This window comes from Aquabacter sp., from assembly GCF_965279295.1.
Lineage (GTDB): Bacteria > Pseudomonadota > Alphaproteobacteria > Rhizobiales > Xanthobacteraceae > Aquabacter.
The window spans coordinates 37,318-50,084 of sequence record NZ_CBDIHQ010000014.1 but is presented as its reverse complement, the minus strand read 5'-3'; the positions used below and the strand labels follow the sequence as shown (position 1 = coordinate 50,084).

The 12,767-nt window shown below is 61.1% G+C and carries 8 protein-coding genes; 5 read left to right on the top strand and 3 right to left on the bottom strand.

The features are described 5' to 3' along the window. The first annotated feature begins 141 nt into the window (after nucleotides 1-141). Entirely contained in the window at nucleotides 142-2,148 is a 2,007-nt protein-coding gene (rpoD, locus tag ADADO0_RS09260) for an RNA polymerase sigma factor RpoD (RefSeq protein ID WP_511304845.1), read from the top strand. A 186-nt stretch (nucleotides 2,149-2,334) separates the two neighbouring features. Next, on the top strand, nucleotides 2,335-3,954 hold the full coding sequence (locus tag ADADO0_RS09255) for an ABC transporter substrate-binding protein (protein ID WP_511304844.1): 1,620 nt from the start codon (nucleotides 2,335-2,337) through the stop codon (nucleotides 3,952-3,954). Nucleotides 3,955-4,029: 75 nt separating this feature from the next. Here the strand turns inward: ADADO0_RS09255 and ADADO0_RS09250 are convergent, their stop codons facing one another. Continuing rightward, on the bottom strand, nucleotides 4,030-4,296 hold the full coding sequence (locus ADADO0_RS09250) for a DUF2798 domain-containing protein (protein WP_511304843.1): 267 nt from the start codon (nucleotides 4,294-4,296) through the stop codon (nucleotides 4,030-4,032). A 461-nt stretch (nucleotides 4,297-4,757) separates the two neighbouring features. Between ADADO0_RS09250 and ADADO0_RS09245 the strand changes: the two genes are divergently transcribed. From ADADO0_RS09245 to ADADO0_RS09235, 3 genes are all read left to right on the top strand, one after another. Continuing rightward, on the top strand, nucleotides 4,758-5,777 hold the full coding sequence (locus tag ADADO0_RS09245) for a calcium-binding protein (protein WP_511304842.1): 1,020 nt from the start codon (nucleotides 4,758-4,760) through the stop codon (nucleotides 5,775-5,777). 318 nt (nucleotides 5,778-6,095) lie between these two features. Beyond that, complete coding sequence (locus ADADO0_RS09240) at nucleotides 6,096-7,844, top strand: class I SAM-dependent methyltransferase (protein WP_511304841.1); 1,749 nt, start codon at nucleotides 6,096-6,098, stop codon at nucleotides 7,842-7,844. Continuing rightward, on the top strand, nucleotides 7,841-8,908 hold the full coding sequence (locus ADADO0_RS09235; protein WP_511304840.1) for a rhamnan synthesis F family protein: 1,068 nt from the start codon (nucleotides 7,841-7,843) through the stop codon (nucleotides 8,906-8,908). Before ADADO0_RS09240 ends, ADADO0_RS09235 begins: the two co-directional genes overlap by 4 nt. 123 nt (nucleotides 8,909-9,031) lie before the next feature. Here ADADO0_RS09235 and ADADO0_RS09230 read toward each other — a convergent pair whose 3' ends face one another. Together ADADO0_RS09230 and ADADO0_RS09225 are read right to left on the bottom strand one after the other, a co-directional pair. After that, nucleotides 9,032-10,522, bottom strand: coding sequence for a Ppx/GppA family phosphatase (locus tag ADADO0_RS09230; RefSeq protein WP_511304839.1), 1,491 nt, complete (start codon nucleotides 10,520-10,522; stop codon nucleotides 9,032-9,034). Nucleotides 10,523-10,556: 34 nt separating this feature from the next. Continuing rightward, complete coding sequence (locus ADADO0_RS09225; protein ID WP_511304838.1) at nucleotides 10,557-12,749, bottom strand: RNA degradosome polyphosphate kinase; 2,193 nt, start codon at nucleotides 12,747-12,749, stop codon at nucleotides 10,557-10,559. Between the last annotated feature and the right edge of the window lie 18 nt (nucleotides 12,750-12,767).

Sequence of the window (12,767 nt, the reverse complement as noted above, 5' to 3'; positions counted from 1 at the left end):
TTCGCGGAAATCGCGGAGAGGTTCAGGCTGATTTAACGGGATCGTCGTAGGGACGGTTCTTGCAGGATGGAAGAGGCGGCGGGCCGATAGGTCGCGTCGCCGTTTCGCCGTTTGCAGGCGGCGATATGTCAGGAGATGTCCATGGCGAAGCAGGCGACCGAGGCGACCGAAGCGCCGGAGAAAGAGGCTGAGGCCCCCGACGGGCCTTTGCTCGACCTCTCGGACGCAGCCGTCCGGAAGATGATCAAGAATGCCAAGCGCCGCGGCTACGTTACCTATGAGCAGCTCAACGAAGTGATGCCCTCCGAGGAGGTGACGTCAGAGCAGATCGAGGACACCCTCGCCATGCTCAACGACATGGGCATCAACGTGGTCGAGGCGGAAGAGACCGCCGAGGAGGAGCCCGCCGAGGAAAGCGAGACCCCCGATGAGCCGGAAGAGGCCGAAGGCGGTGAGGTCGCGGAAGCCGCGCCCCGTCAGGTCGCGCGTTCAGAGACCAAGTCGGAACCCTCCGAGCGCACCGACGATCCGGTCCGCATGTATCTGCGCGAGATGGGCAGCGTCGAACTGCTATCCCGCGAGGGCGAAATCGCCATCGCCAAGCGCATCGAGGCGGGCCGCGAGGCGATGATCGCCGGGCTGTGCGAAAGCCCCCTCACCTTCCAGGCCATCATCATCTGGCGCGACGAATTGGTGGAAGGCCGCGTGCTGCTGCGCGACATCATCGATCTCGAAGCCACCTATGCCGGCCCCGAGGGCAAGAATCCCCCGCCAGCGGTGGGCGAAGACGGCGAGACCGCGCTTGCACCGGAAGCGGGCGAGGACGGTCTTTTGGGTGACGGTGCATCGCCCGATGGCGATGAAGACGACATGGAAAACTCCCTGTCGCTCGCCGCCATGGAACTCGAGATCAAGCCGAAGGTCCTCGAGACCTTCGATCGGGTCGCCGACAGCTACAAGAAGCTGCGCCGCCTCCAGGACCAGAACGTCGAATCCAAGCTCAAGAACGAGACTCTTTCCCCTGCGCAGGACCGCAAGGCGAAGAAGCTGAAGGAAGACCTCGTTCTCGACATGAAGTCGCTCTCGCTCAACCAGGCGCGTATCGACGCCCTGGTGGAGCAGCTTTACGAGATCAACAAGCGCCTGGTCAGCCTCGAAGGCCGGCTGCTGCGTCTGTCCGAAAGCTATGGGGTCACACGCGACGACTTCCTGCGCCAGTATCAAGGCTATGAGATGGATCCGAAGTGGATCCTGCGGGTCTCCAAGCTCGGCTCCAAGGGTTGGAAGGGCTTCGTCGCCGGCGAGAAGGACGCAATCCGCGACCTGCGCGGCGACATCCACGGGCTTGCCACGGAAACCGGGCTGGAAATCCTGGAATTCCGCAAGATCGTGCAGATGGTCCAGAAGGGCGAGAAGGAAGCCCGCCAGGCCAAGAAGGAAATGGTCGAGGCCAACCTGCGCCTCGTCATCTCCATCGCCAAGAAGTACACGAACCGCGGCCTTCAGTTCCTGGATCTGATCCAGGAGGGCAACATCGGCCTGATGAAGGCGGTGGACAAGTTCGAGTACCGGCGCGGCTACAAGTTCTCGACCTATGCCACCTGGTGGATCCGGCAGGCCATCACCCGCTCGATCGCGGACCAGGCCCGCACCATCCGCATCCCAGTGCATATGATCGAGACGATCAACAAGATCGTGCGCACCTCGCGCCAGATGCTTCACGAGATCGGCCGCGAGCCGACCCCGGAAGAGTTGGCCGAGAAGCTGGGCATGCCGCTGGAAAAGGTCCGCAAGGTCCTGAAGATCGCCAAGGAGCCCATCTCCCTCGAAACGCCTATCGGCGACGAGGAGGATTCGCACCTCGGGGACTTCATCGAGGACAAGAACGCGATCCTGCCGATCGACGCGGCGATCCAGAGCAATTTGCGCGAGACCACGACCCGCGTTCTCGCCTCGCTCACCCCGCGCGAGGAGCGCGTGCTGCGCATGCGCTTCGGCATCGGCATGAACACCGACCACACCCTGGAAGAGGTGGGCCAGCAGTTCAGCGTCACACGCGAACGTATCCGCCAGATCGAGGCCAAGGCGCTGCGCAAGCTCAAGCACCCGTCTCGGTCGCGCAAGCTGCGCTCGTTCCTGGACAATTGAGCAACGGTCCGACATCGGACCTCATCCATTGAGAAGGCCCGGCGCACCCCGCCGGGCCTTTTTCATGAACGGACCATTTGATCGTCGCGAACGGCATCAGCCCCAAATCGCCAGCATCTCGTAAGGCATAGAGTTTGCTTCCCTCCCCGCATGCCGCGCCCGCAGGCGCCCCAGCAGGAGGCTCTCATGCCGTTGGATCTATCGTTCGATCGCCGGACACTCCTCAAGGGCACGGGCAGCGTCGGCCTCGCCATGCTTCTTGGCGGCAACGCGAGCGCCCAGTCGCGCAACGAGACGCTGCTTGTGGTCCAGGAACTTGGGCCGAACAGCCTCGACATGCAGGGGGTCGGCTCGAACCAGACCGTCAACGGCATCTCCTGGAACACCTACGACCGCCTGCTCACCTACGCCCCCAAAACCCTGGCCGACGGCACGCTCTCCTATGACCGCGCCACCCTCGCTCCGGAATTGGCAGAGCGGTGGGAAGAGGCGGCGGACGGCATGTCGTGCACCTTCTTCCTGCGTAAGGACGCGATGTTTCACGACGGCACGCCGGTCACGGCGAAGGATGTGAAATGGTCGTTCGACCGCGCGGTCAGCGTCGGCGGCTTCCCCACCTTCCAGATGTCCGCCGGATCGCTGGAAAAGAAAGAACAGTTCGTGGTCGTGGACGACCACACGTTCCGCATCGATTATGTCCGCAAGGACAAGATGCTGCTGTTCAATGTGGCCGTGGTGGTGCCCTTCATCCTCAATTCCACCCTGGCACAAAAAAACGCCACCCCGGACGATCCCTGGGCAATGACCTGGCTCAAGTTCAACACGGCCGGCGGCGGCGCTTACAAGGTGGATAGCTGGAAGCCGGGCACCGAGACCCTACTCAGCCGCTTTGACGGCTGGAAAAGCGGGAAGATGCCGACCATCCGGCGCATCATCATCCGCGACGTGCCCTCCTCCGGCACCCGCCGCGCCATGTTGGAGCGGGGCGATGCCGACCTGTCCGCCGGCTTCCCGCCGAAGGATTTCGAGCAGATCATCAAGGAGGGCAAGCTGAAGGTGGTCGGCGTGCCGATCCCCAATTGCCTGTGGTACGTGGCCCTCAACACCGCCAAGCCGCCGTTCGACAATGTGAAGCTGCGCCAGGCCATCGCCTGGGCCCTGCCCTATCAGCAGATCCAGGACAACGCTTTCTTCGGCCGCGCCAACCCCATGTACGGCGCCAAGAGCGCGACACCGGCGGACGCCGTGTGGCCTCAGCCCTTCCCCTTCTCCACCGATCTCGACAAGGCGAAGGCCCTGCTGGCGGAAGCCGGCTTCCCGAATGGACTGGACACCACGCTCTCCTTTGACGTGGGCACCGCCACCGTGGGCGAGCCCACCGCCCTCCTGATCCAGGAAAACCTCAACAAGATCGGCGTGCGCACCGTGGTTGAGAAGATCCCCGGCGCCAACTGGCGCACCACGCTGAACAAAAAAGAGCTGCCGATGGTGCTCAACAGGTTCAGCGGCTGGCTGGATTATCCGGAATATTATTTCTACTGGAATCTCCACGGCAACAATTCGATTTTCAACATCTCCGCCTACAAGAATCCGGAGATGGACAAGCTGATCGACAAGGCCCGCTTCAGCACTGACAAGGCCGAATATGATGCGACCGTAAAGGCCTTCGTCGCGCTGTGCATGGCCGATGTTCCGATCCTACCGCTCAACCAGCCGAGCCACGACGTGGCCATGCAGAAGAACGTGTCAGGCTACGAATTCTGGTTCCACCGCGAGCCGGACTACCGGCAGTTCACAAAAGGCTGACGCTTCTTTAGGTCAAGCCTCTGCGGCGCACGACGCGGAAAGGCGGCTCTAAAGCCGCCTTTCCCATGTTTGCCACTACCGCACCGCTGGCGCCTCCACGAGAAGGGCGACGATCCGCCGAACCAGCGGCAAGACCAGCAGCAATGTTGGAAAGGCCACGACCCAGGACAAAGCCCAGGCTGCAGGCCACGTCGCCAGGAAATCCGGTCCGAAGCCGAGGCTGCGCGCCGTGGCGATGCAGGACACGACGAAGGTCATGAGGACCGACAGCACGAACGGCATGACAAACGCGCCAAAACGCGCAGGCAGCTTGCGCCGGTAGGTTGTTTTTGAAGACGGCATACGACCATCCTTAGATGGATGGTCCTGGCGGTCCGGATCGCAATCGCATCCGGCCGGCGAGGACCGGGTTGGATGCGTTGCCTAACGTCGGACGCTTACGACGCCCGCTTTACCGGGCGCACGTCACTAAAACCACTGCGGGCCGCAGGCCGTCAAGCGGATTTGGGGGCGCGGATCAAGCCGGCTGTGAACGCCTTAAAGACGGGCGCACGAGTCATTCAGGCGATGCGGCACGGGGGCCGGCTTGCAACCCCGCGCTGCATTTTGTATATTTCCAGCTCAGTTTGGCGTTAAGGGTACATCGCTCATTCGCGTCTCAGGGCATGCCTGCAGATATCGTTTAAGTGCAGACCCTTAACGCCAAACAGGCCAAAATTTATTAGAAATGATTATCGCTAATCAGATCAGATTAGATAGGCCGGATTTAATATTTCGCGGATTTGCGAATAGAGAAATACAAAATGACTGAAATGATTCGCGACTATACTTATCTGTCCGGCGCCCTTTTAGGCGCACATGTATTGGATTTTGAATTGATACCGGAATTCGGTATCGAAACTTTGGACTTGGTAAATTTACCCAGCGGCCACAGCGAATCCCAACAAGCTGGCATTGATGGTGGCTTCGCAGATTGGGGGGCGTTTGAAGCTGGCGCGATCCAGGCGAGCTACACCAACGAGCCAGTGGCTTTCGTTGAAGCGGGAGGCGATACATTCAGTGGCGCAGGGCTGCTGTCTGGAGGAGCATTGACAGTCGACGGTGGCTATTACAGTGCAGGTGCCCTGCAATTAGCGGGTTCCGCTAACATCATAGTGTTAGCGGGTTCCGCTAACATCATAGTGGGGACCACTATCGTCGATGCAGGCAGCCTAACCCTAGGAGACGGCATATCTACACTCGGATCTGGAAGTATGATAAAGAATCCAGATAGTATATTTAAATTTTATCCTAGCATAACACCAATCTTTGAAGTTCACGATTCCGAATCTGACGGATTTTTTGAAATAACCCCCACGATATACTCAGGACCGGTCAGCCGAATCTATTTCGAGATGGTTGGCGGATTTGGGAATGAGGTCATTTCGGCCTCCACATACAGTGACTTTATCAACGGAAACGCCGGCGACGACGCGATCGATGCAAAAGCCGGCGATGATGTGATCGACGGAGGTTCCGGCTCGAATTTCCTCACCGGCGGCGCCGGCTGGGACGTGTTCTTCCTGGACGGGCGCGGCGGACACGTCACTTGGAGCACCGTCACCGACTTCACGGCCGGCGAAGAGATCAACCTTTGGGGATGGCAGCCGGGTGTCTCCAAGATGTCCTGGACCGATATGGCGGGCGCGGAGGGCTATCAGGGCCTCACGATGCACGCGGACCTCGACGGCAATGGGAGCATTGACGCCTCTCTGACGCTTGCCGGCATAAACACCCGACCCGCCGTCACTGAATTGGACGGGCTGCTTTGGCTTTTCGGGTGAAAAGCGCGCCCAGATCACGAACGGTCAGCCTCACGCTGAGCGCAAATAAATTACACTCGTCGCCCGAAGTAATGGGTAATATTTTGCCTCAGACCGTCGCTTACTTGACGGTTCGGCGCGCTTACCCTGCGCCGCGAACTTGTCGTAGGTAAGCTTTTGGCTGGTTTGGCGGACACCTAAGGGAACGGCGTCGCATAATGATCGCCGATATATCGATAGTCTCAATGTTGCCTGTCTTAACTGTTTGATATCACTTCCGGGACGAATAAGAAGCGTGGCGATTGGGGTGACGCTAGGGCAATAACGACGGAGCGAATATTGAGTATTGTCTGGCCGGTTGATCAGCAGGTCGTTGCGACGTGTCCGTCCTGCGGTTTTCAGGGCTCATTTCGGCAGGTTCTGACGGCGGACGACCGCAAGACCCATTATGCGCTGAACGCCTGCCCGTCCTGCGGCGCGGCGTCTTTCTTCCCTCAGCCGACACCTGACTATGACGCGTCGCCTGAAGAGGCCGATGCTCCCCTCGCGCTGTATCTCCAGCAAGGCGCCGGCATCTTCGGCATTCTCGCCAACATCCTCGGACTCAAGTTCGGACCCCGCGCGCGGCTGCTGGAAATCGGCGGCGGGTTCGGCTTCTGCATGGACGCGGCGCGGCACCTTTTGGGCTGGAGCGTCAAAGGGTACGATCCCTCCTTCACCGCCCGTGCCGGGCGCACCATCCTCAATCTGCCCGTCGAGTTGGGCTATTTCACCCCCGCCGCGGAAGCCGCAAACACCTACGACGTCGTGGTGTGCTCGGAGGTACTCGAGCACATTCAAGATCAAGACGCCTTCCTGGACGCGCTGAAATCGGCCCTGAGCGCGGACGGCGTGCTCGTGCTCACCACCCCCAATGCCGGCGCATTGAAACCGCAGTTGGGCAGCGGCGCACTCATCCCGCTCCTCTCAGTCGGTTATCATACGATATTGCATACCGCCTCCAGCCTTGAAGCCGTCTTGCGGCGCGCGGGGTTCACTGAAGTGGAGGTCGTCGCGGAGGGACCCTCTCTGCGGGCGCGGGCGGGCATGTCGCGCACCGGATGGGGACATCTGGGTCCCGAGGCTGACATGCTGTATCGAAGCTATCTAGATCACCTCATCAAGCTACCCGACATAAGTACAGATCTTGCGCTTGGCGCGACAAGTCGACTCTACAGATCGAACGTGAACGCCGGCGACCTTGCCGCCGCCGAAGCCGCCTACGCCGCCTTCTCCGCCCTCTGCCTCAGCCGGTTCGGCGACCTGCCCGAAGCGCTAAAACTGGACTTTACCCAGGCGAATCTGGAGCAATTTCATAAGACCGCACCCATGTGCCTGGGCCCGGTTCTTTATCACCGCGCGATCCAACGCCTGCTCGGTGGCGAGACCCGCGCGAAGGTTGAGCTTCTCTTCGTTCGTGCCTTGGAAGCCACGTCCCTTCTCCGCACCACCCTCACCAACATCGGCAGCGAGGACGGCGATGCCGAAGACATCGAGTGGGTTTGCAAGGCCGAGCTTGTGCTCTGCGCGGCGCAGCGGGGTGATGCCGATCTTTCTAACCACTTGCAAAGGCTCGGCATCTCTCCCTCTCAAGAGTTCGGCGAGGCAAGGTTAGCCTCCATGAGCCGCCGCGCCTATGTCACCGCTGTCAACGCAGGCCACTACACCACCGCGCGCTCCTTGCAGCGGGTTCATGATGCGGTAATAGCGGCAGCGCAGGCCGACGCAGATCTCAAGGCCGAGGACCTCGACGTGCTCTATTGCGGAGCTGCACTGGAGGCCAATGCTCCATACGGCTCCAAGACAGTGGCGATCCGCAATCTTCGGCTGCTGCGGCAGCACCAGATGAAAAACCTGAAGTCGAGCGCGTCCCGCAAACCGGCCGCTGAATTGTTTCGGGCCGGGATCCAAATGGAGCGGATGCTGCTTGGGAAATCGGCTCTTACACAGGACCTTGCAGCACTCGACAAGGATCTGGCATCTTTCACCAGTCACATGGCTGGTACTAATCAAATCCCACAGAGAGATCCGAAAGTGTCTGCGCGATGAGACGGCTATTCGCAAAGGCAAAAAATCTGCGACGCAGGTGTAAAGACGAGATAAAAGTCGCCGTTGCAACGATTTTGGCGCATATCGAGCCGCGCCGGCCGCCACTGATCAACATCGAAGGTCTTCAGCCGCTCGGTCCGCGCGTCGCGCTGTTCTGCCATTTTGATCGGGCGGGCCGGGTCGCGCTGTATGTCCGCAAATATCTGGAAAGCCTCCATTCCGCCGGGTACGCGATCGTCTTTGTCAGCAACTCCGGCGCAGTAGAGCCGGAAGACCGCGATTGGCTCGTCAGGCATTGCGCAAAGGTCATCGTCCGCAAAAATATAGGATATGATTTTTCTGCATGGCGCGATGGTCTAGAGTACGGCGGCTTAGACCTCGTAAACATTGAATCTCTGCTCATTCTGAACGACAGCGTCTACGGCCCATTTGAACACATCGAACCGCTCTTAGAGAAGATCGACTATACTCAGGCTGATGTGTGGGGATGCACGGACAGTTGGCAGATGCGCCATCATCTGCAGTCCTATTTCCTGGCGTTCGGTCCGAAAGCGCTGAAAAGCGATGGATTCCAGAAATTCTGGAACAATGTGCTGCCATTCCGTTCCAAGCTTAAAGTCATCCGCGCTTATGAAATCGGTTTGACGCAGAAAATGCTTCGAAACGGCCTGCGTTGCCAGGCGATCTGGCCTTACACAGCGCTGGTCGACACGATTGTCAGCACAGCGGATTTGCGAGACGACGATCAGGATCAGGATCAGAACGCGGAGGGCGCCGAAAAGCCGCGCCGACGGCCGACTTCCGCTCTTTCCCTGTGTCGTTCTCAGGATCTGACATCGCTGGGCCTTGCCTTAAGCCGGCGCCCCATGAACCCAGTTTGCGATCTCTGGCGCGCCCTGCTCGACCAGGGCTTTCCCTTCATCAAGCGCGAACTGCTCAGGGACAATCCGACCCGTACGGTCGACATCATCATGTGGCGTCATCCTTCGTCCCCTATCCCACGGGCATATCAAGATCTTATTCTCAGCGACCTCTCGGAGGTTCTGAAAAACCGGGCTCCGTAGACGCAGCGAGCCCGACGTGGGGTGCTTTTTTTCAGGCTTGATCCACGCCATCATCTCGTCAGTGGTGAGTTAGGACGCCTCGGAGACCAATGCAGCCCTCGGACCGCCTCCCGATGAGCGACGTCAATCCATTGTCACCAAGGGCTCGCAACCGACAAGCTTGCTCAATTGGCGCAGGCGATTGTTGACGCGCTCGTTCACCAGGTCCGACAGGCGGGCGGGAACCGAGAGCACCAATTGGGTGCCCCGCACCTCCAGCCGCGTCGAAGGCAGGATGCCGGCCATGGCCGCTGAGAGCGAATAGGCGATCCGCATGGCCGCGCCCAGCATGCGGGCCCGCTCGAGCATGGCAGGCGTGACCAGTTCGATCAGCCGCGGCGGCGTTTCCTCTGGCGCAAGCCCGATGTGGCGGAAATAGACCGGCAAGGCCACGGAAACGCGGCTCGGGTGATCCACCCCGGCAAAGGCCGCATGGGCGATGATGTTCAGGCTCTGCTCGGCGCGATAGTCAGGGTGAGCACGCCAGCTGACATCGGCAAGCAAGCAGGCCGCACGCCGAATGCGACGCTCATTGCGGTTTTCCGCAAGCGTCGGCGCGGAATCGAAGAAGCGGTCGGTCCACGCGACCATTTCCTCCTGGTGCAAAGGCGCGCGCGAACGCAGCAGGTTGAACTCCTGCGCCGCGAGGATCAGCGGGTCTTCCCGCTGCTGGGCCTTGTCCAGAAGCGAAAACAGCAAGCCCTCGCGCACCCCAAGGGCGGAGATCAACACCTGCGAAGGGCGCCCGTACTGCACCAGATTTTCAAGCACCAACGCGCCGTATGAGAGCAGCGGACGGCGGGCCAGGGACACCGCATCGATATTGCCCAGCGCCTCCACATCGCCGCGATGGACGATGCGGGCGAAGGCCAGGGCCTCCCGCGCGGGGATGGCATAGCCGTGCATCACATGCAGCGGATACCCCTTCTGGAACATGTGCAGCCGCGCCAGGGCGCGCCAGTTGCCACCCACCGCGTAGAAGGTGCGCCCCGCCAATTGCCCCAGAACGGGCACATCCTGCATGGCATCACGGACGATCTTCTCGGCCTTGCGCATGGATTTGGCGGAGCGGTCCTGAAGCGCGAGACTGCCGAGCGGCAAGGTGATGCCGTTGCTGGCAATGGTATCGCCGCGCACATCCACCAGTTCGAGCGAGCCGCCTCCAAGATCCCCGGCGATGCCGTCGGGTTCGTACACGCCCGAGATCACGCCGGCCGCAGCGAGAGACGCCTCCCGGCGTCCGGACAGGATTTCGATCCGGCTCCGACAGATGGCCTCGCACTGGGCGATGAAGTCCGGCCCGTTCTTCGCATCGCGCGCGGCGGCGGTGGCGAGCGCATAGAGCGTCTCGACCTGCATGGCATCGCACAGGGCGCGGAACCGCCGCAGCGCGGAAAGCGCCTTGTCGATGGCGTCCTGCGCCAGCCGTCCGGTCGACAGCACCTCCCGCCCCAACCCGCACAGCGCCTTCTCGTTGAAGATCGGTGTGGGGGCACGGCTGAGCGCCTCGTAGACCACGAGGCGCACCGAATTGGAGCCAATGTCGATAACGGCAATCGGCGCCGCCACGGTCATCAGATCGGTCAGGTGCGGCCCGCGACCGCGGGCGTCACCGGCGGAGGAGGAGGCTGCGCGGCGAAGAATTTTTGAGAGACTTTCCACGTCCCGACAAGCTCGGATTTGTCATGAAATATTGATGGGCGTTGAATGATTCTTCGCCTGGGGCGGGGACTATGCGTTCGGAGGAGCCGTCGGGCAACACCTGCCAGCTCTGTTCGTTGTCGATGATGTTGGCCACCATGATCTGATCCAGCACCTGCTCATGAACCGTGGGGTTGGTGATGGGGCAAAGTGTCTCGACGCGACGGTCAAGATTGCGGGTCATGAGGTCGGCGGAGGAAATGTAAACCACCGCCTTGGGGTGCGGCAGGCTGTGGCCGGCGCCGAAGCAATAGATTCGGCTGTGCTCCAAGAAGCGGCCGACGATGGACTTCACCCGGATATTCTCCGAGAGACCCGCAATGCCGGGCCGCAGGCAGCAGATGCCGCGCACGATGCAGTCCACCTTCACACCGGCGCTGCTCGCCGCGTAGAGCGCGTCGATAATCTCAGGGTCCACCAGGGAGTTGCACTTGAGCCAAATGGAGCCGGGTCGTCCGGCCAAGGCATGCTCCATCTCTTCCCTAATGTTGGCCAGCAGACGCGGCTTCAGCGTGGTCGGCGAAACCGCCATCACGTCGAGTTCGCCGGGGGTGGCGTAACCGGTGATGAAGTTGAAGATGCGGGCCACGTCCTGTGCGATCACCGGGTCGGCGGTGAAGAACGAGAGGTCAGTATAGATGCGCGCCGTGATGGGGTGATAATTCCCGGTGCCCACATGGCAATAGGTGGCAAGCGTGCCGCCTTCGCGGCGCACCGCCATGGACAGCTTGCCGTGGGTCTTCAGGTCGATGAAGCCGAACACCACCTGCACGCCCGCGCGCTCCAGGTCGCGCGCCCAGCGGATGTTGGCCTCCTCATCGAAGCGGGCTTTGAGTTCCACCAGGGCAGTCACGGACTTGCCGGCTTCCGCCGCCTCGGCGAGAGCCTTGACGATCGGGCTGTCCGAAGAGGTCCGATAGAGCGTCTGCTTGATGGCGACCACGTTAGGGTCGCGCGCCGCCTGGCGCAGGAACTGCACCACCACGTCGAAGGATTCGTAAGGGTGGTGGACCAGAAGGTCCTTTTCCCGGATGGCGAGGAAGCAATCGCCGCCATGGTCGCGGATGCGCTCGGGGAAGCGCGCGTTGTAGGCCGGGAATTTGAGGTCCGGCCGATCCACCGAGACAAGCTGGGAGAATTCGTTGAGGGCGAGCACGCCCTGAACAACGAAGATCTCCTCGTCCTGCACATCAAGTTCGCGGGCGACGAAGTTGCGCAGTTCGTCCGGCATGGCGGCGTCCGCCTCCATGCGAATTACCGAGCCGTAGCGGCGCTGCTTCAGCGCGGTCTCGAACAGGCGGACAAGGTCTTCCGCCTCTTCCTCAACGTCCAGGTCGCTGTCGCGGATGACGCGGAACACGCCCTGCCCCTTGACGGCATAGCCGGGGAACAGGCGGGCGATGAACAGGCCGATCATCTGCTCGAGCGTGATGAAGCGCAGCCCGTCGCTATCCGGCAGGCGGATGAACCGCTCGACCTTGGCGGGAATGCGAATCAGCGCGTTCATGCCGCGCCCGTCGGTCTGCCGCACCAGTTGAAGCGCCAGCGAGAAGCCGAGGTTGGGAATGAAGGGGAATGGGTGGGCCGGATCGATGGCAAGCGGCGTCAGCACGGGAAAGACGTGATGGAGGAAATGCGACTGGAGCATTTTCAAGTCGCTGGCGGTCACATCGGAACCGTCCACGAGGTTGATGCCGACCCCGACCAGGTCCCGGCGCAGCTCGCGCCAGCGCGCCTGCTGATCGAAGATCAGCTTGCTGGCCACGGTCATGATCGAGGCAAGCTGCTCGGTAGGGCTGAGGCCGTCCGGGCTCGGCTCGATGACGCCTTCGCTGATCTGCTCCTTCAGGCCCGCGACGCGGACCATGAAGAATTCATCGAGATTGTTGGCGGAGATGGAGAGGAAGCGCAGTTGCTCCAGCAGCGGATGATGGGTGTTGGAGGCTTCCTCCAGAACCCGCCGATTGAAGTGCAGCCAGGAAATTTCGCGGTTGATGAAGCGTTGCGGCGAACTGGCGAGATCCACCTGTACCCCGTTCTCCGTCACCGGAACCACTGTTTCATCCGCAACGGAAAGGGCTGCGTTCTCGTTCGCGCTCATCATTTGTCCCCAATGTCC